Below are 19,124 nucleotides of genomic sequence, written 5' to 3' on the forward strand. Positions count from 1 at the left end.
GGCTACTTCTTCGGGTCCGCGAGACCGACGGAGACGAGGTCGATGCCGCCGGAGAAGGACGGAGTGAGGTAGGCGCCCGCGATGTTGTCGCCGACGACCGTGAGGTACTTGGTGTAGTGCAGCGGCACGATCGGCGCCTGCCGCATGATCTGCGCGTCGAGCTTCCCGTACGCCGTGTTCTGCGCGTCCGCGTCGCTCATCGCCTCGATCGCGTCCATCCGGTCGTTGACCTTCTTGTCGTCGAGCATCGAGATGTTCGGGTTGCCGCTGCCGGTGATGTTGCGGCCGTCGAACAGCGGCGGCAGGAACGTGCTGCCGCTCGGCCAGTCCGGGCACCAGCCGGTCAGCGCGCCGTCGTGCTCCTGCGAGGGTGTGCCGATGACCTCGTAGAACGTCGACGTGTCAATGGTGTTGACCTTGACCTTGATGCCGACCCGCTTCAGGGCCTGCTGCACCGCGACGGCCGTCGCCTGCTCCACGCCCGCGGCACGGGTGTCGAGCGTGAACGTGAAGCCCTTGGACTGCCCCGCCTCGGCAAGGAGCTTGCGGGCCTTCTTCACGTCACCGGTGCCGCCCTTGCTCGGGTACACATCGCTCGCGTCCCGGCCCGGCAGGGTGGGCGGCTGGATGGAAGTGGCCACGGTCGCGAGGGACTTGCCCCCGTGCGCATCCACGGTGGTCTGCTTGTCGACCGCGTACTCGATGGCCTGCCGGACCCGCACATCCTTCAGCGGGCCCTTGCTCGTATTGATGCTCATGTACGAGGTGCAGCCCGTCGGCCCCGACATCGTGCGCTGCTTGAGCTGCGGTGTCTGGATACGGGACACGGTCGCGGGCTGTAGCGAGGCGGTGCCACTGATGGCGTTCGCGTCGGCGCCCTGCCCGGCGATGAGCCGCTCGTCGATGGTCGCCGGATCGAGGCCGAAGGTCCACACGAAGCTGTCCGGCTTCGCGTCGCGCACCTTGTCCGTCGACCGCTTCCACTGCTTGTTGCGGACGAGGACCAGCTTGGAGCCGTGCTGATAGCTCTTGACCCGGTACGGGCCCGAGGCGATCGGCTTGCGGTCGAAGACGGCCTTGGCGCCACTGCCCTTCGGGAAGGGCGTGAACGTGGGCTGCGCGGCGATGTAACCGAACTGCGCCGTCGCCTTCTTCAGGTGGAAGACGATGGTGTGCGCGTCCGGTGTCTCGATGGTCGACAGGTCACCCGACTTGTACGGCCCCTTGTAGCTGTCGGGCGCCTCGATGTACTGCTTGGCGTACGGCGAGCCGAGCCCGGCCTCGGGATCCCAGGCGCGCTCGACCCCGAACTTCACCTCCTTGCTGGTGATGTCGGAACCGTCCTCGAAGGTGAGTCCGCGCTTCAGCGTGAACGTCCATGTCTTGTTGCCGTCGGAGGGCCGCCCGGTGTCGGTGGCGAGGTCACCGGTGATCTTGGCGCCCTTCTCTCCGGGGGCCGCGACCGGCGTGGTGAGGGTGCGGTAGACGAGCCGGTAGAAGTTGTTGACGCCGCCGTCGAAGCCGCGGGCCGGGTCGAGGTGGGAGAAGTCGGCCTGCGCCAGGACGTGCACCGTGCCACCGGTCGCGGCGGCCGCGCCTGGGTCGGCCTCCTTGGCGGCTGACGCGCCGCCGCCCTTGCAGGCGGAGAGCGTGAGGGTGAGCGCGGTACACAGTGCGGCGGCGGGCAGGACTATTGCTTTTCTCATGACGCCTTCTGGAGAGGGGGGAAGGATGAGAGGGGCGAGGCGCGTGCGGGGCGCGAGGTGCGAATGGTGCGAGTGGGGCGAGAGGAGCGAGAGGGGACGAGGGTGAGACGGAGGGCCGGCGGTCAGGCGCGCCGGATCCAGACGCGCATGGGTGCCGCCTCGCGGTTGCCCCACAGGAAGTAGGGGACGAGGGTGAGGCCGGTGGTCGCGGCGGCGGTGTCCGTGACGGACGCGGCGGTGCCGGTCAGTACGGGGTAGAGGTCGGGCGACGCCGGGGGTGCGACACCCGCCTCCGTGTCGAGGACGACCGCGCCCTCGAACTCCGTGTCCGTACGCGGACGGGCGGCGGCGACCTGGGCCACGTCGAGCGTCACGTCGTCGATGTCGACGCCGCAGTCCTGCTGCTCGGCGCAGTAGACGAGGGGGCCGCGGGCGACGGCGACGGCGCCGCGGGTCGCGTCCAGGTAGGGGTGGGAACCGTGGGCGCGCACGGCCATCGGCAACCGCAGCACGAGCTCGTCGCCGGCCCGCCACCCGCGCCGGACGCTGACCCAGCCGTCCACCACCTCGGGGGCGGAGGTCTCCCCGTCGACCGTCAGCCGGACCGCACTGGCGTTGGCCCAGCCGGGCACACGCAAGGTGAGAGCGTACGGTCGCTCCGGCGCTTCCCTGACCGTCACCCGCACCTCGCCGTCCCACGGATACCCGGTCACCATGTCGACCGCCAGCTCCTGGCCGTCGATCCGGGCCGTCGCGTACCCCGCGACCACGAGCTCGTCCGTGCGCTCGGCCGCGAGGTGCTCGCCGAGCTGGGACATCCACCGCACGATGTTGGGCGGACAGCACGGGCACCCGAACCAGGCCCGGCGCAGTGGCTCCCCGTCGGCCTCGGCACCGCTGCGCTGCTCGTGGTCGGCGCGGCGTTGCAGCGGGTTGTCGTAGAAGAAGGCACGGCCATCGGCCGACGGACCCACCGCGAACGCGTTGTAGAGGACGGTCTCGAAGGTGTCGAGATACGTGGCGTCCCCGGTGGCCAGGAACATCCGCCAGCCCCACTGCATGGTGGCGATCGCCGCGCAGGTCTCGCTGTAGGAACGCTCGGAGGGCAACTCGTAGCGGTCGCCCACCGCTTCGTCGGAGTGCCGGCTGCCCAGGCCCCCGGTGACGTACAGCTTCGTGGCGGCCATGTCGGCCCACAGCCGGCGCAGCACGTCGAGCAGCGAGTCGTCGCCGGTCTCCAGCGCCACATCCGCGGCGCCCGCCGCGAGATACGCCATGCGCACCGCGTGCCCGGTCACCGACGGCAGTTCGCGCAGCGGCACCTCGTCCTGGAAGTACGAGGGCGGGAAGACGCTGTGCCGCAGCCCGCTGCGCTCCCGGTGGCCCCGGCGGTCGACGAAGAGCCGGGCCTGCGTCAGATACGCGGCGTCGCCGGTCTCCCGGTACAGCTCGACCAGCGCCATCTCGACTTCGGGGTGCCCGCAGACGGCCTCCTCGCCGCCCGGCCCGAAACGTTTCACCACGAGGTCGGCGAAGCGCACGGTGACATCGAGCAGCCGCCGGTCGCCGAGCCGCCGGTGAGCGGCGATCGCGGCCTGGGCGAGATGGCCGAAGGTGTAGAGCTCGTGCCCCCAGGCGAGGTCGGACCAGGGCTCCTTGGCCTGATCGGGGTCCTGGTAGAAGGAGTTGAGATACCCGTCGGGAGCCTGCACCCGCTCCAGAAGCCCGACGATCTCCTCGTAGAAACCCCGCAGCCCGGCATCCAATTCGGCACCGGACTCGGCCAGTTCGTATACGAGCCCCTCCAGCGTCTTGTGAATATCGGTGTCGAGGAACGGATACCGCCCGCGGAACGCGGGGGCCCCGCTCTCATCGGGCAGAAGCCTGCGGAGGTTGTCCACATTGCCCGCCGCGCGGAGCTGCTCCACCGTGTGCGGCAGAGTCGCCTCGCGGTTGCGGCGCTGCCAGTCGGCGAGGAGGCCGCCGACGAGCTCTACCCGGGCGGCGGGGAGCGGTCGGAGACGTTCAGAGGGGTGCCGCACGATCAGTCCTCCAAGTGGCGTGTACTTGGGTGCCGTTGCGTCGAAAGCGTCGAAAGTAGGGAAACGAACGAGGAACCGTTCGGGTCAGTAAACGCGTTGTGCGGCATAGTGTTCGTCAAAGCGAACGCTGTCAAGGGAGTCAGGGAGAGGCTATGGACGTTCCTCAGGAGTCGGTGCGCGACATGGTGGCGGCCAATCTCCGCCGAGCGAGGACGCGGCGCGGCCTGTCGATCTCGGAGCTCTCGCGACGCTCCAAGATCGGCAAGGCGACGCTCTCCCAGCTCGAGTCCGGCACCGGAAACCCCACCATCGAGACGGTGTTCAGCCTCTCGCGCGCCCTGGAGGTGCCCGTCTCCGACCTCCTGGAGACGCGGGCGCCCGGCGGCCTGACCGTCGTGCGCGCCAAGGAGGTCGAGGTGCTCAGCGGCCAGGGCGTCGACCTGCGGCCGCTGCGCCGGATGGAGTTCGGTGACCTGGTCTTCGAGGTGTACGACCAGGTGGTGCGGGCCGACAGCAGGCAGGACTCGCTCGGCCACGTCGGTACCGAGCACACCATTGTGCAGACCGGCCGGCTCCAGGTCCGCGTGGACGGCGACGAGGTGGAGCTCGGCCCCGGCGACTACGTGGGCTTCGACGCCACGCTCCCGCACTCCTACACGGCGCTCGACGGCGACGTGCACTCGGTGCTGCTGCTCCAGTACCGGCCGCACGAGCACGCCCACTTGGGGATCCCGCACCCGAAGCCGGGCGCCGCCGAACCCGAAAACGAGTGAGTGTTACAGGTAATTAATCGATCACTCCTTCCGGACCCGTTGACACCCTCTGAAGGGCCGTCCTAGCCTCCGAGCTGTTCGATGAAGCGAACGGAGGCGGTTCGATGTACGGAACACGGGCGGTCATTCTCGGGGCCGGAATCGTCGGAGCCGCCTGTGCGCGGGAGCTGGCCCTCGCGGGCTGTGCCACCACGGTCGTCGACCGCGGCCGCCCGGCCGCCGCGACCACCGCGCACGGCGAGGGCAACATCCTCGTATCCGACAAAGGCCCGGGCCCCGAACTCGAGTTGGCTCAACTCTCCGGCCGCCTGTGGCCACAGATCATCGCCGAGATGTCCGAACGGACCGACGTGGTCGGTGACTTGACGGAGTGGGACCCCAAGGGCGGCATCGTCGTCGCGACCACCGACGACGGGGCCCGCGAGCTGACGAAGTTCGCGGCGACTCAACGCGAGGCCGGCGTACGCGCCGACACCCTGGACGCCGCGGAACTCGCGGCCGCCGAGCCGTACGTCACCCGGGAACACACGGCAGCGATCCACTACCCCGAGGACGCCCAGGTGCAGCCGTCGGGCGCGGCCGCCGCCCTCCTCGCCGACGCGCTACGGGCAGGCGCGACCCTGCGCACGCACTGCGAGGTGCACGGCGCGGTCACCCGCTCCGACCGCCTCACCGCGGTCCGCACGTCCGAAGGCGAGCTTATCGAGGCGGACATCTTCATCAACGCGGCAGGGCCCTGGGCGGGCGAACTCTCCACCCGCCTCGGCGCCCCCGTCGACGTCCGCCCCCGCCGCGGCGACGTCCTCGTCACCACCCCGCTCCCGCCCACCGTCTTCCACAAGGTGTACGACGCCGACTACGTGGGCGCCGTCGGCAGCAGCGCCGAGGACCTCCAGACCTCCGCCGTCGTCGAATCCACGCGCGGCGGCAGCGTCCTCATCGGCTCCTCACGCCGCCGCGTCGGCTTCGACGGCCGGCTCCGCGTCGACGCCCTCTCCGCGATCGCCGCCAAGGCGCTGCGCCTCTTCCCGTCCCTCACGGACGTGCCGGTGATGCGCGCCTACGGCGGCTTCCGCCCCTACGTACCCGACCACTTGCCCGTCATAGGGCCCGACCCGCGCCTCGCCGGGCTGTGGCACGCGGGCGGCCACGAAGGCGCGGGCATCGGCCTGTCCGTCGGCACCGCACGCCTCGTGCGGGACCTGCTCCTGGGCCGGCCCACCGAGATCGACGCGACGCCGTTCCGGGTGGACCGGCCGGCCGTCCTGGGAAGCACTCAAGGAGGTTGGGCGGCATGAGCCCACGACGCATACCGGCGGCCACGGATGCCGTCGAGCGGCGCGAGACGCCGCTCACGATCACCGTCGACGGCGAGCCCGTCGACGGAATCGAGGGCCAGTCCATCGCGGGCGTCCTGCTCGCCTCCGGCCGCCGCGCCTGGCGCACCGGCCGCTCCGGCGCGCCCCGAGGAGTGTTCTGCGGCATCGGCGCCTGCTTCGACTGCCTGGTCACGGTCGGCCCCGAACGCGACGTACGGGCGTGCCGCAGGCGGGCGCGGGACGGGGACGAGGTGCGGACGCAGGCGCGCGGGGAGGAACGGTGAGCGCGTTTCGGGGCCGGCAGGACACCGGGACTGTGACGCAGAAAGACGGCCCATGCGAAGTCCCACGTCACAGTCCCCGCACCGCTACGTACTCGCTCAACTGGAAGCCCACGGAGGCCACATGACACGCCACGTAGTGGTCGTAGGCGCGGGGCCCGCAGGGCTCGCCGCCGCCGATGCCGCGCTCGGCGCGGGCGCGCGGGTCACCCTGGTCGACGAGGCCGAGCAGCCCGGCGGCCAGTACCACCGGATGCTCCCCGAGGCCTACGCCGCCGCCCGGCCGGAGCGCCTCCACCACGGTTGGCGCGCCTTCGACGCACGCCGCCGCCGGGTCCTCGCCCATCCGCGCTGCGCCTGGTGGTCCGAGACCGCCGTGTGGGCCCTGGAGCGGCCCGACCCCGCCGAGCCGGGACCGCCGCGCGTGCACGTGCTGCGCGGACCGTCCGACGGGGGCGGCCGGGACCGGCAGGTGCTCGACCCCGACGCGCTCGTGCTCGCGGTCGGCGCCCACGACCGCGTACTGCCCTTCCCCGGCTGGGAGTTGCCCGGCGTGTTCACCGCGGGCGCGGCGCAGGCGCTGGCGAAGGGGGAGCGGGTGGTGGTCGGCGACCAGGTGGTCGTGGCCGGGAGCGGTCCGTTCCTGCTGCCGGTGGCCGCGTCGCTGATCGAGGCCGGGGCGCGGGTGCGTGAAGTGCTGGAGGCCGGCACCCCTGCCACCCTCGCCCGTGGCTGGGGCCGGCGGCCCTGGGAGCTGGCCGCGCAGGCCGGGAAGGCCGCCGAACTCGCCGAGTACAGCGCCCTGTTGGCGCGGCACCGGGTTCCGTACCGCACCGGACGTACTGTCGTCGAGGCGCGCGGCGACGGGTGTGTGGAGGAGGTCGTCACCGCTCGGCTGCGTGCGGACTGGTCGGTCGTGCCGGGGAGCGAGCGGACCGTCGCCGTCGACGCCGTGTGTGTCTCGCACGGGTTCAGTCCGCAGCTGGAACTGCCGCTCGCCGCCGGATGCGCGCTGCGCGCCACCCCGGCGGGGGAGTTCGTCGAGGTCGACGGCGACCAGCGCACCACCTGCCCCGACGTGTACGCGGCCGGGGAGATCACCGGCATCGCGGGCGCGCCCGCCGCCCGCGTCGAGGGTGCGCTCGCCGGGTGGCTCGCCGCGGGCGGCGACCGGAACACCGCCACCGTGCGCCGGCTGCGGACCAGCCGCGACCAGGGCCGCGCCTTCACCGCCCGCCTCGCCCGCGCGCACCCCGTCGGGGCGGGCTGGTCCGGGTGGCTGCGGCCCGAGACCGTGGTGTGCCGGTGCGAGGAGACCGACTACGCCACCGTGTGCCGCGCCGCCACCGACGAATCCACCTCCGCACCGCGCGCCGCCAAGCTCGCCACCCGCGCCGGACTCGGGCCGTGCCAGGCCCGGATGTGCGGGCCCACTGTCGCCGAGATCGGTGCGCGCCTGCGCGGGCCCGGCAGCGACGACCGCAGCATCGCGGGCCTGCCCCCGGCCAGCGAGCACCGGCGGCCCATCGCCCGCCCGATCCGGCTGGGCGATCTGGCCGCCACCCCCGAAACCACTGCCGTCACCCCCGAAACCACTGCCACGTCCCCCAGTAACTCCCGTACAGAGGAGAGCAGTTCATGAGTGCCAAGAAGCAGCAGGCGAAGGGTTCCATCGGTCTTGGTGGCGTTGTCGTCGCCACCGCTCTGCCCTACTCCGAGGACGCCTCGGCGCCCGCCGGGCTCGCCGTCGACTACGACCGTTACGCCGAGCACTGCCGCTGGCTCGTCGACAACGGCTGCCGTGGCGTCGGTCCGAACGGGTCGCTCGGTGAGTACTCGTCCCTCACGGACGAGGAGCGTCGGAGGGTCGCCAAGACCGCCATCGAGGCCGTCGGCGACGATGGCGTCGTCGTGGTGGGTGTGCATGGGGTCGGGGCCCACCAGGCGAAGCACTGGGCCGAGGTCGCGGCCGAGGACGGTGCCGACGGTGTGCTGTGTCTGCCGCCCACCCTGTATCGGGCCAACTCGCGTGATGTCATTGACCATTTCGCCGCCGTCGCCTCCGTCGGGCTGCCTGTGATGGTGTACAACAATCCCTTCGACACGAAGGTGGACCTCACGCCGGATCTGCTTGCCGAGATCGCGCAGATCGACAACATCGTCGCCGTGAAGGAGTTCTCCGGTGATGTGCGGCGGGTCCTTGAGATCAAGGAGAAGGCCCCGGGTCTTGAGATCATCAGTGGTGCCGATGATGTCGTGCTCGAGAGTCTGTTGATGGGTGCCACCGGGTGGTTCGCCGGGTTCCCGAATGTCTTTCCTGCTGAGTCCGCCCGGCTGTACGACCTGGCTCTCGCCGGGAAGGTGGAGGAAGCGCGGGCGCTGTACGAGCCGCTGGTCGCCGCCTTCCGCTGGGACTCGCGGACCGAGTTCGTGCAGGCCATCAAGTTGGGGATGGAGCAGGTCGGGCGGTTCGGCGGGCCCTGCCGGCCGCCGCGCGGTGCGCTGCTGCCCGAGCTGCGCGAGCAGGTCGAGGCCGACATGGCCCGCGCGATCGCGTCCCTGGAGAAGGGGGAGGCCGTCTGATGCGGTCCGTACGGACGCTGAGTGCCGTCGACTCGCACACCGAGGGCATGCCCACCCGCGTCGTCACCGGCGGCGTGGGTCCCATCCCCGGTGACACCATGGCCGAGCGTCGCACCTACGCGCTCGAACACCTCGACGAACTCCGCAGGTTCCTCGTCGACGAGCCGCGCGGCCACCCCGCGATGAGCGGCGCCATCCTGCAACCGCCGACCCGCCCGGACGCGGACTGGGGTGTCCTGTACATCGAGGTCAGCGGCTTCCTGCCGATGTGCGGGCACGGCACCATCGGCGTCGCCACCGTGCTCGTGGAGACCGGGATGGTGGAGGTGAGCGAGCCGGAGACCGTCGTGCGGCTCGATACGCCTGCCGGTCTCGTCGAGGCGCGGGTCGCCGTACGTGACGGTGTCGCCGAGCAGGTCACCCTGCGCAATGTGGACGCCTTCGCGCTGGAGCTGGATGCCACCGTGAAGGTGCCCGGGTACGGGGAAGTGCGCTATGACATGGCGTACGGCGGGAACTTCTACGCGATCACCGAGCTCGACCAGCTCGGGCTGCCCTTCGACCGGGCCCGCAAGGACGACATCCTCAAGGCCGGGCTCGCCATCTCCGCCGCCATCAACGAGCACAACCGGCCGCAGCATCCGCTCGACCCGGTCATCGGCGGCTGCAAGCACGTGCAGTTCCTCGCGCCCGACTCGACCGCCCGGCACTCACGCAACGCCATGGCGATCCAGCCCGGCTGGTTCGACCGTTCGCCGTGCGGCACCGGCACCTCGGCCCGGATGGCGCAGCTGCACGCGCGCGGCGAACTCCCCTTGCACACCGAGTTCGTGAACGAGTCGTTCATCGGTACGCGGTTCACCGGACGGCTCGTCGGTGACGCGAAAGTCGGTCAACTCGACGCCGTCGTGCCCGAGTTCTCCGGACGGGCCTGGATCACCGGCACGGCCAACTACCTCCTCGACCCCCGCGACCCGTTCCCGCACGGCTTCGTGCTCTGACACAGCAGGCCCTCCGCGGCCCCTGAAGGAGTCACCGTGTCCCGTACGACAACCAACCCACCCCGCGATCCGGCCGGGCCCGACGGGGGACTCCTCTCCCGTGCCGGCATCTTCCGCCTCAAGCCCGTCGACGACTCGGAGGAGGAGACCAGCGGCGGACTGCGCCGCACCATGGGCCTGTGGCAGCTGGTCGCCCTCAGCCTCGGCGGTCTGGTCGGCGCGGGGGTCTTCTCGCTGGCCGGTGTGGTGGCCAACGAGGACGCCGGGCCCGGCGTCATGCTCTCGTTCCTCATCGCCATCGTGGCCAGCGGCGCGGCCGCCCTCTGCTACGCCGAGTTCGCCGGCACCATCCCGAAGGCCGGCTCCGCCTACACGTACTCCTACGCCGCGCTCGGCGAGTTCGTCGGCTGGGCGATCGGCTGGGACCTGCTGCTCGAGTACACCGCGATCGTGGCTGTCGTCGCCATCGCGGTGTCCGGCTACTTCTCGTACATCCTTGAGCATGTGGGCATTGATGTGCCGACCTGGATGCTGGGCGCGCCCGGCACCGGGTCCGGGCATCGTGTCGATCTGTTCGCTCTGTTGCTGTGTCTGCTGCTCGCGTTCGTGTTGTCGCGCGGGACGAAGGAGTCGGCGCGGTTCGAGACCATCCTGGTCGTGGTGAAGCTGGGGATCGTCGCGCTCGTCGTCGTCGCCGGTGCCTTTCACATCAAGTCCGGGAACTACACCCCGTTCCTGCCGTATGGCGTCGGCGGCGCGTTCACGGGCGCCGCCACCGCGTTCTTCGCCGTCTACGGGTACGACGCCATGAGCGCCGCCGCCGAGGAGAGCGCCGAGGCGAAGAAGGTGCTCCCGAAGGCCATCCTCGTCTCGCTCGGCATCGCCGCGTTCATCTATCTCGCGGTGTGCGTCGTGCTGTTGGGGATGCAGAACTATCGGGACATCGATGTGGCGAGCCCGTTCTCCAGTGCGCTGGGGGCAGTTGGGCTCGGCGGGCTCGGGCTCGTCGTGGCCGTGGGCGCCGTCATCGGCATCACCACCTCGGCGTTCGCCAACATGCTGGCGGTGTCCCGGGTCTGGTACTCGATGAGCCGCGACGGGCTGCTGCCGCGCTACTTCGCGCGCAACCACCCGCGCAGGCACGTGCCCACGCGGGTGATCTGGCCGGTCGGCATCGGCTCCGCGCTGATCGCCGGGTTCCTGCCCATCCGGGAGGCCGCCGACCTCACCAACATCGGCATCCTGATGGCGTTCATCGTGGTCGCGATCGCCGTCGTCGTGCTGAGGAAGACGCGGCCCGATCTGCCGCGTTCCTTCCGTACGCCGCTGGTGCCGTGGGTTCCCGCGATCGGCGTCGCGTTCTCCGTGTGGCTGATCAGCAACCTGGACTGGGTGACCTGGGTCCGGTTCGCGGTGTGGATGCTCATCGGGGTGGGCGTCTACGCGGCGTACGGATACCGGAACTCGGTCGAGCACCGGGAGGGTCAGCGCAGGTAGGCGAGGCCCGGGTGCGCCTGCCGGTACTCGTCCACCAGGCGCCGCGCGACATTCGCCGAGTCCACCAGCGGATGCAGCGCGAACGCCTTCACCGCCGTCGCCCGCGAGCCGGAGCGGGCGGCGGCGAGGATCTCCCGCTCGACCGCCTTCACCGACGTCACGAGGCCCGTGGCGTGCCCCGGCAGCGGGTCGACGGCGACGGGGTGCGCGCCGTTGGCGTCGACCAGGCACGGCACCTCGATCACGGCGTCCGCGTCGAGCGCCGAAAGGGTCGTACGGTTGCGGACGTTGAGGATCAGCGTGGTGCGCTCGTCGCGGGCGATGGCCCGCATCAGGTCGAGCGCCACCTTCTCGTAGCCGCCGGACTCGGTGAGCGAGGCCTCGTCGCGCTCGCCCGCGCCCGCCGCCTCCCGGTTCTCCGCCATGTACGTGGCCTCGCGCTCGGCCCGTGTCGCGTCCCACGTCTTGAGCGGCGGGGCCGCCGGGTCGCGCATCCGGTCGTAGAAGCGGGACTGCTGCTCGTGCAGGAACGCGCCGCGCGTGGCCTCCGCCTCCTGGTAGGCGTGCACCGCCTCGCGGTTGAAGTAGTAGTAGTGCAGGTACTCGTTGGGGATCGAGCCCAGCTCGCGCAGCCACTCCGTGCCGAACAGCTTGCCCTCCTCGAAGGAGCCGAGGAGGGTGTCGTCGGCGAGGAGGCGGGGGAGTTCGTCGCGGCCGTTCACCTTCAACCCGCGCAACCAGCCCAGGTGGTTGAGGCCGACGTAGTCGACCCACGCGTTCCGCGGGTCGGCGCCGAGCGCCCGCGCCACGCGCTTGCCGAGGCCCACGGGGGAGTCGCAGATGCCGATGACACGGTCACCCAGGTGATCCGCGAGCGCCTCCGTGACCAGGCCCGCCGGGTTGGTGAAGTTGATGAACCAGGCGTCCGGGGCGAGTTGGGCGACCCGCCGCGCGATCTCCTCGACGACCGGGAGCGTCCGCAGCCCGTACGCGAGTCCGCCCGCGCCGACCGTCTCCTGGCCCAGCACGTCCTCGGCGAGCGCGATCCGCTCGTCCGCCGCCCGCCCTTCGAGGCCGCCCACCCGGATCGCCGAGAACACGAAGTCCGTGCCACGCACCGCTTCGTCGAGGTCGGTGGTGACGGTGACCGCCGGCGCGTCCGGCACGCCCTCCGCCTGCTCGGCCAGGACCCGCGCGATCGCGTCGAGGCGCTGCCCGTCGAGGTCGTACAGGGCGACCTCGGTGACACGGCCCTCCGCGTGATCGGTGAGCAGGGCCCCGTACACCAGCGGCACCCGGAATCCGCCGCCACCGAGAATCGTCAGCTTCATACTTGGACTACTTTCACGCCGGCCTCCGTCAGCGCCGCACAAGTCGGCGCCGGGGCGGAGGAGTTGGTCACGAGAACGTCGAGGGAGTCGGGGCCGCACACCTTGGCCATGCCGGTGCCGGGGAACTTGGAGGAGTCGGCGAGGAGCACCGCCCGGTCGGCGGCCGCGATCATGGCCCGCTTGACCGGGACCTCCACCACGGTGGTGTCCATCACCTGCCCGTCCGGGCGGACGCCGCTGGTGCCGAGGAACAGCCAGTCGGCGTGCAGCTGGCGCAGGTTGTCCTCGGTGAGGAAGCCGACCAGGGAGCGGTACTCGCGGCGCACCATCCCGCCGAGCAGCACCAGGTCGATGCCGGTGTCGTCGGCCAGCTCCTCGTACACCACCAAGTTGCTGGTGATGACGGTGAGTCGGCGGCCGTGGAGTTGGCGGGCCAGGCGGTACGCGGTCGTCCCGATGTCGAGGAGGACCGACTGGCCGTCGGTTATCAGGGACGCCGCGTGCTCGGCGATGGTGTCCTTCTCGGGGACGCGTACCTGGGCGACCTCGGAGAAGGGCTGGTCGCCCGCCTCCATGACGGCGCCGCCGTGCACGCGGGTGAGGAGCCCGTCCTCCTCCAGTTTCACGAGGTCGCGGCGGATGGTCGCCGGGCTCACGGTGAGCTGCTCGGCGAGCTCGGCGACGGACGCCGGCCCACCGGAGCGCAGCGCACGCAGGATCAGGTGGTGTCGTCGCTCTGCCAGCATGCGGCGCACACTACTCGTCAAATTCAAGCAATTCCATGCTCACATTTGTCCAGAGCTTGATTGTGTGGTGCCGACATGAGTTCATCCGGTGCTCACCATCCGTACCGTCTGCACTCGTAGCGTCCCTGCGTACCGACCGCCGCCAACGAACCCAGGAGCCGCCGACATGACCGATCACCTCTCCCATCCCGTGTCCCGGCGTCGGGCGCTCGCCCTCGGCGCGGGCGCCGTCGGCGCCGCCGCGGCGGGCTCCCTGCTGCCGCCCTCGCTGCAACGCGCCCTGGCCGCCGAGCCGCCGTCCGGCGGGCTCGACGCCATCGAGCACGTGGTGATCCTCATGCAGGAGAACCGGTCCTTCGACCACTACTTCGGCATGCTGCGCGGCGTGCGCGGATACGGTGACCGGAACGCCGTGCAACTCCCGGACGGAAAGCCCGTGTTCGAGCAGCCGGACGGCCTGAAGAGAGTCCTGCCGTTCCCGGTGCGGGCGGCCGCCGAGGCGCAGCAGCGCGACGCGCAGTACATCGGCGCCCTCAACCACGACTGGAACGGCGGGCACAAGGCCTGGAACAACGGCTGGATGAACCAGTGGGTCTCCGCCAAGACCGCCGCCACCATGGCCTATTACGACCGCTCCGACGTCCCGCTCCAGTACGAGCTCGCCGACACGTTCACCATCTGCGACGCCTACCACTCCTCCATGCACAGCTCCACCAGCCCCAACCGCAACTACCTGTGGAGCGGCAACTCCGGCGACGAGCCGGGCGGCGGGCGCGCCATCGGCAACGACGCGTACGACGAGGGCACCCACAAGGGCTACGACTGGCCCACGTTCGCGGAACTCCTCGAAAGGGAGGGCCGCAGCTGGCAGACGTACACCGAGTGGGAGAACTTCACCGACAACCAGATCGAGTTCTACGCCTCCTTCAAGGCGGTCGCCCGCAAGGCGCTGGCCAAGACCGGCGGGCACACCTACATGGAGTCGTTCTACGCGCTGGTCCGCAAGGCCGCCGACGCCGGCGACACGGCAGAGCGGGACAGGCTGCTCGGGCTCCTGGAGGAGGGTGTGAAGGCGCTCACCAAGGCCGAGCGCAGCCTGTTCGAGCGGGCCCTGCGCCGCGTGCCCACCGGCACCCTGGCCGAGCGCTTCGCCGCCGACGTCGCCGCCAAGAAGCTGCCCGCGGTCTCCTACCTGGTGCCGTCCGCGGTCGACTCCGAGCACCCCAGCGTCTCCGTGCCCGCCGCGAGCGCCAGCGTCCCGTACAAGGTGCTCGACGCGCTGGCCTCGCACCCCGACGTGTGGCGCAAGACCGTCGTGCTCATCAACTACGACGAGAACGACGGGTTCTTCGACCACGTGCCGCCGCCCGTGCCCGAGGCGGGCGAGCCCGACGAGTGGTGGCAGGGGCAGCCGACCGGGCTCGGCATGCGCGTGCCGATGCTCGTCGTCTCGCCGTGGTCGGTGGGCGGTCACGTCTGCTCCGAGCTGTTCGACCACACCTCCGTCAACCGCTTCCTGGAGAAGTGGACCGGCATCGAGGACCCCAACATCACGGCGTGGCGCCGCCGGATATGCGGCGACCTGACCTCCGCGTTCGACTTCGACACCGCCGAGAAGCAGCCCGCTGTGGAGTACCCGGGCCCGGTGCCGCCGGCGAGCGCGCGCTGGAAGCCGATCCCGCCCGCCGACCAGAAGATGCCCGTGCAGGAGCCCGGCACCCGGCCCGCGCGCCCGCTGCCGTACCAGACCGACGCGTACGCAAGGATCGCCGAGGGGCGCGTCGAGGTCACCCTGTCCAACACCGGTGCCTCCAGCGCCCACTTCGCGCTCTACCCGTACGAGGGCGAGTTCGACGTGCCGCAGCACCGGGACGTCTCCGGCACCCGCGCCCTGACCGTGACGCCCGCCAAGGACCGCTACCGGTTCACCGTCACAGGCCCCAACGGCTTCCGCCGCGAGTTCGCGGGCCTCGCCGAATCCACCGCCGAGGTCACGTCGTCCGTGCGCGCCAAGACGCGCGAGCTGCGCATCACGCTGGCCAACCACGGCACCGAGGCCAAGGTGTTCACCGTCCGCCCGGGGGCCTACGTCCACGCCGCCGACGCCGCCGCCCTGACCCGGCAGGTCCGCGTCGCGCCCGGCGACAGCACCACCGTGACGCACCCCGCCGCGAAGGCGCACGGCTGGTACGACCTGATGGTGCGCTGCCCGGACGAGCCCGACTTCGCGCGGCGCCTCATGGGCCACATCGAGAACGGGCGGCCTTCGGTCTCCGGGTGACGTGGTGATTTGTTGACCCCGTGAACCGGTGACCTGGGGCGCGTGGGAAAACCGATCGCGGGGCCCGGCCGGGCGTGGCTACGCTCGCCCGGCCGGGGGACCGCTCCCACGAAAGGTGACCATGGGCGTTCGCAAGCTGCACCAGGACGAGCCGGACATCGACGAGGACCTCGCCCGCGCGCTGGTCGACGAGCAGTTCCCGCAGTGGGCGGAGCTGCCCCTGAAGTACGTCGACTCGCACGGCACGCAGAACGTCCTGTACCGGCTCGGCGAGGAGTGGGTCGTCCGGCTGCCGCGCCAGGACGGGGTCGTGCTCGAGCTGGCGGGCGCCCGGCAGTGGATGCCGTATCTCGCGGCCCGGCTGCCGGTGCCCGTACCGGAGCAGGTGGCGGAGGGGGAGCCGGGGCACGGCTTCCCGTGGCCGTGGGCGGTGCACTGCTGGCTGCCCGGCGAGAACCCGGTCGTGGGACGGCTCGACCGGCCCGAGGCGCTGGCCGAGGATCTGGCGGGGTTCGTCGCGGCGATGCGCGCGATCGACACCGCCGGGGCGCCCGAGTCGTTCCGCGGACGGCCGCTCGCCGAACGGGCCGACGAGACCCGCGAGGTGATCCGCCGTCTGGAAGGGACGATCGACTCCGCGGTGGCCCTCGCCGTGTGGGTCGAGGCGGTGGGCACCCCCGGCGCGGGCCACTGCGTGTGGCTGCACGGGGACCTTCAGCCCGGCAACCTCCTGGTGTCCGGAGGGCGGCTCGGCGCGGTCATCGACTTCGGGTGCATGGGCACAGGGGACCCGGCCGTCGACCTGATCACGGCCTGGTATGTCCTCGGCTCTCCGGAACGGCGGATCTTCCGGGAGGCCGCGGCGGTCGACGAGAACACGTGGGTGCGCGGGCGTGGCTGGGCGTTGACCATCGCGTCGCACGAGCTGGCGTACTACCGGAGCCTGAACCCGTTCATGGTGCGGACGGCGTCGCGCGTGGTCGGAGAGATCCTCGCGGACGCGGCCCGCACCTGACGGGGGTCGAGCGCTACAGGGACGGGGCGACCGGCGTCCCCTGCGCGTCCCGCTGATGCGGGATCACGACCTGCGGGCTGCCGGTCGTCAGCGCCACCGTCCGCGCCGGCGACGGAATGCTGATGCCCTCCGCGCGGAAGCGCGCGTGCAGCCGCTTGATGAACTCGTGCTTGATCCGGTACTGGTCGCTGAACTCGCCGACGCCCAGGATCACGTTGAAGCTGATCCGGGAGTCGCCGAACGTGTGGAAGCGCACGAGCGGCTCGTGCTCCGGGACGGCGCCCTCGACCTCCTTCATGACCTCGGTCACGACCTCGACCGTCACCCGCTCCACCACTTCGAGGTCGACGTCGTAGCCGACCCCGGCGAGCACGGTCAGGGTCATCTCCTGTTCCGGGCGGCTGAAGTTGGTCATGTTCGTGCCCGACAGCTGCGTGTTCGGGATGATCACGAGGTTGTTGGAGAGCTGCCGCACCACCGTGTTGCGCCAGTTGATGTCGACGACATAGCCCTCCTCGCCGCTGCTGAGGCGGATGTAGTCACCGGGCTGCACGGTCTTCGAGGCCAGGATGTGCACGCCCGCGAACAGGTTGGCGAGCGTGTCCTGAAGGGCGAGCGCCACGGCCAGACCGCCCACGCCGAGCGCGGTGAGCAGCGGCGCGATGGAGATCCCGAGGGTCTGCAGCACGACGAGGAACCCCATCGCGAGCACCACGACCCGCGTGATGTTCACGAAGATGGTCGCCGAACCGGCCACGGCCGCACGCGACTGCGCGACCGCCCGCACAAGACCCGTGATCACCCGCGCCGCCGTCAGCGTCGCCACGACGATCAGCAGCGCCGTGAGCGCCATGTTCACATTCCGCCCCGTACGCGGGGTGAGCGGCAGCACCTCGGCGGCCACGGCGGCGCCCGCCGCGAACGCCGCCCACGGCACCAGCGTGCGCAGCGCGTCGACGATCACATCGTCCCCCGACCACCGCGTCTGCCCGGCGCGCACGCCGAGCCAGCGCAGCAGGGTCCGCAGCAGCAGTCCCGCCAACAGGCCGCCGAGCAGGGCGACTCCGGCGAGGATCAGGTCGTGGACTTCGATGCCGCGGCTCATCGGGCACCTCCCGCACGAGGGCTGAACGCTGTGGTGGGGACGGATATGTGATGTGTGGTCACGTGGTACCTGCTTGTTCGGGGGCGGAGGCGGCGCACCGACCGGGGTCGCGGTCGGGTGCGCGCTGCGGACATCCTGCCGTACGTGCCCGAAGTGTGGAGAGGGTGGGGACCTCAAGTGTGCGGAGGTCGATGTGGTGGGCGGTCAACTGGGGGCGTTACGCTGCCGAAACGGCGTGGACCGTACGCGGAAAATGTCCGCAGCAACGCTTTCGCACCAACAGTTCGCACCAACAGTTCGCATCAACAATGTCGGCGACCGCCAGTCGAGGCCCTCACCCAGGGAGACGCCCGTGCCCGAACCGACCGCGACGACCCCGTTCGAGGTCCCCGTCGTCGACATCGGCCCTTACGTGGACGGGGGTTCGGCCGAGGACCTGGCCCGCGTGGCCCGCGCCCTCGACGACGCCTGCACCCGCGTGGGCTTCGTGCAGGTCCTCGGGCACGGCGTCCCGGACGCGGTGCTCGACGGGCTGGCGGGCGCCGTCGACGACTTCTTCGCGCTGCCGCCCGAGCGCAAGAACGCCTACCGGGTCACCGGCGCCAACCGCGGCTACAGTCCGCCCAAGAGCGAGTCGCTCAGTCTCAGCCTCGGCGTCGAGTCGGCGTCCCGCATGAACGACTTCTTCGAGGCGTTCAACGTCGGCACCGAGGCCCGCTCCTTCCCCGGCCTGGACCTCTCCGAGGATGACTACGGCCGCAACGTCTGGCCCGCCGAACTCGAGGCCTTCGAGCCGCGTGTGCAGGCCTACTTCGCCCACGCGGGCCGCGTCGCCCGCGTCCTGACCCGCGCCTTCGGCGACGCCCTCGGCCTGGAGCCCGGCCATTTCGAGGCGCTCACCGACCACTCCGTCGACGTCCTGCGGATGAACAACTACGCGCTCCCGGAAGGCACCGTCACCCTCGACGGCGACCTGACCGGCATGGGCGAGCACACCGACTTCGGCCTGGTCACCGTGTTGTGGGCGGACCGCGTCGCCGGACTCCAGGTGCTCGGCTCCGACGGCGTCTGGCACGACGTGTCCCCGGCCGATGGCGCCCTCCTGGTGAACCTCGGCGACCTCACCGCCCGTCTCACGAACGACCGTTGGATGTCGACCCTGCACCGGGTCAAGCCGCCGATCGTCGACGGCACCATCAAGCGGCGCCGCTCGGTGGCGTACTTCCACGACGGCAACATCGACGCGGTCATCGCCACGTTCCCCAGCCACCTCGACGCCGACGAGGGCCTCGCCTACGAGCCGATCACCGTCCGGGACCACATCAAGGCCAAGTTGGCGGGGTCCCGGCAGGGCAAGGCGAACACGGCGGCGGTGCGTGAGGCGGCCCGGGTGCTGGCCGCGGCGGGCCGCGAGCCGCGCGACTGACCGGGGCTGCACCCCCAG

General features: G+C 71.1%; 15 protein-coding genes. 10 read left to right on the forward strand and 5 right to left on the reverse strand.

The features are described from left to right. Nucleotides 1–2 precede the first annotated feature (2 nt). Together ACOKM3_RS37625 and ACOKM3_RS37630 are read right to left on the reverse strand one after the other, a co-directional pair. The gene (locus tag ACOKM3_RS37625; protein ID WP_426905745.1) at nucleotides 3–1,706 is read right to left on the reverse strand and encodes an ABC transporter substrate-binding protein; all 1,704 of its coding nucleotides are present in this window, start codon (nucleotides 1,704–1,706) and stop codon (nucleotides 3–5) included. 122 nt (nucleotides 1,707–1,828) lie between these two features. After that, nucleotides 1,829–3,748: a glycoside hydrolase family 127 protein gene (locus ACOKM3_RS37630; protein WP_426905746.1), complete on the reverse strand. Its 1,920-nt coding sequence runs from the start codon at nucleotides 3,746–3,748 to the stop codon at nucleotides 1,829–1,831. Nucleotides 3,749–3,900: 152 nt separating this feature from the next. Between ACOKM3_RS37630 and ACOKM3_RS37635 the strand changes: the two genes are divergently transcribed. From ACOKM3_RS37635 to ACOKM3_RS37665, 7 genes are all read left to right on the forward strand, one after another. Beyond that, a complete protein-coding gene (locus ACOKM3_RS37635; protein WP_426905747.1) occupies nucleotides 3,901–4,521 on the forward strand; it encodes a helix-turn-helix domain-containing protein in 621 nt (206 codons plus the stop codon). Nucleotides 4,522–4,625: 104 nt separating this feature from the next. Next, nucleotides 4,626–5,819, forward strand: coding sequence for an NAD(P)/FAD-dependent oxidoreductase (locus tag ACOKM3_RS37640; protein WP_426905748.1), 1,194 nt, complete (start codon nucleotides 4,626–4,628; stop codon nucleotides 5,817–5,819). Beyond that, nucleotides 5,816–6,124 (forward strand): (2Fe-2S)-binding protein, encoded by a 309-nt coding sequence (locus tag ACOKM3_RS37645; protein WP_327654235.1) that lies wholly within the window; start codon nucleotides 5,816–5,818, stop codon nucleotides 6,122–6,124. Before ACOKM3_RS37640 ends, ACOKM3_RS37645 begins: the two co-directional genes overlap by 4 nt. Before the next feature lie 121 nt (nucleotides 6,125–6,245). Beyond that, nucleotides 6,246–7,763: an FAD-dependent oxidoreductase gene (locus ACOKM3_RS37650; RefSeq protein ID WP_426905749.1), complete on the forward strand. Its 1,518-nt coding sequence runs from the start codon at nucleotides 6,246–6,248 to the stop codon at nucleotides 7,761–7,763. Further along, complete coding sequence (locus tag ACOKM3_RS37655) at nucleotides 7,760–8,704, forward strand: dihydrodipicolinate synthase family protein (protein ID WP_426905750.1); 945 nt, start codon at nucleotides 7,760–7,762, stop codon at nucleotides 8,702–8,704. The genes ACOKM3_RS37650 and ACOKM3_RS37655 overlap by 4 nt, the downstream gene beginning before the upstream one ends. After that, nucleotides 8,704–9,705, forward strand: coding sequence for a proline racemase family protein (locus tag ACOKM3_RS37660; protein ID WP_426905751.1), 1,002 nt, complete (start codon nucleotides 8,704–8,706; stop codon nucleotides 9,703–9,705). Before ACOKM3_RS37655 ends, ACOKM3_RS37660 begins: the two co-directional genes overlap by 1 nt. A 108-nt stretch (nucleotides 9,706–9,813) precedes the next feature. Beyond that, the gene (locus ACOKM3_RS37665) at nucleotides 9,814–11,202 is read left to right on the forward strand and encodes an amino acid permease (RefSeq protein ID WP_327666360.1); all 1,389 of its coding nucleotides are present in this window, start codon (nucleotides 9,814–9,816) and stop codon (nucleotides 11,200–11,202) included. On the opposite strand, the gene ACOKM3_RS37670 is transcribed toward ACOKM3_RS37665, so the two are convergent. Together ACOKM3_RS37670 and ACOKM3_RS37675 are read right to left on the reverse strand one after the other, a co-directional pair. Further along, nucleotides 11,190–12,533, reverse strand: a complete 1,344-nt coding sequence (locus ACOKM3_RS37670; RefSeq protein WP_426905752.1) for a 6-phospho-beta-glucosidase — start codon at nucleotides 12,531–12,533, stop codon at nucleotides 11,190–11,192. The genes ACOKM3_RS37665 and ACOKM3_RS37670 overlap by 13 nt on opposite strands. Beyond that, complete coding sequence (locus ACOKM3_RS37675; RefSeq protein WP_426905753.1) at nucleotides 12,530–13,279, reverse strand: DeoR/GlpR family DNA-binding transcription regulator; 750 nt, start codon at nucleotides 13,277–13,279, stop codon at nucleotides 12,530–12,532. Before ACOKM3_RS37675 ends, ACOKM3_RS37670 begins: the two co-directional genes overlap by 4 nt. A gap of 166 nt (nucleotides 13,280–13,445) precedes the next feature. Here ACOKM3_RS37675 and ACOKM3_RS37680 point away from each other — a divergent pair, with 166 nt between their 5' ends. Further along, nucleotides 13,446–15,560: a phosphocholine-specific phospholipase C gene (locus ACOKM3_RS37680; protein ID WP_426905754.1), complete on the forward strand. Its 2,115-nt coding sequence runs from the start codon at nucleotides 13,446–13,448 to the stop codon at nucleotides 15,558–15,560. A 121-nt stretch (nucleotides 15,561–15,681) separates the two neighbouring features. Next, nucleotides 15,682–16,575: an aminoglycoside phosphotransferase family protein gene (locus ACOKM3_RS37685; protein ID WP_426905755.1), complete on the forward strand. Its 894-nt coding sequence runs from the start codon at nucleotides 15,682–15,684 to the stop codon at nucleotides 16,573–16,575. 13 nt (nucleotides 16,576–16,588) lie between these two features. Here the strand turns inward: ACOKM3_RS37685 and ACOKM3_RS37690 are convergent, their stop codons facing one another. Then, complete coding sequence (locus tag ACOKM3_RS37690; RefSeq protein WP_426905756.1) at nucleotides 16,589–17,680, reverse strand: mechanosensitive ion channel family protein; 1,092 nt, start codon at nucleotides 17,678–17,680, stop codon at nucleotides 16,589–16,591. A 352-nt stretch (nucleotides 17,681–18,032) separates the two neighbouring features. Here ACOKM3_RS37690 and ACOKM3_RS37695 point away from each other — a divergent pair, with 352 nt between their 5' ends. Next, the gene (locus tag ACOKM3_RS37695) at nucleotides 18,033–19,106 is read left to right on the forward strand and encodes an isopenicillin N synthase family dioxygenase (RefSeq protein ID WP_426905757.1); all 1,074 of its coding nucleotides are present in this window, start codon (nucleotides 18,033–18,035) and stop codon (nucleotides 19,104–19,106) included. Nucleotides 19,107–19,124: the final 18 nt, after the last annotated feature.

It is taken from the genome of Streptomyces nidicola (assembly GCF_050106155.1).
Lineage (GTDB): Bacteria > Actinomycetota > Actinomycetes > Streptomycetales > Streptomycetaceae > Streptomyces.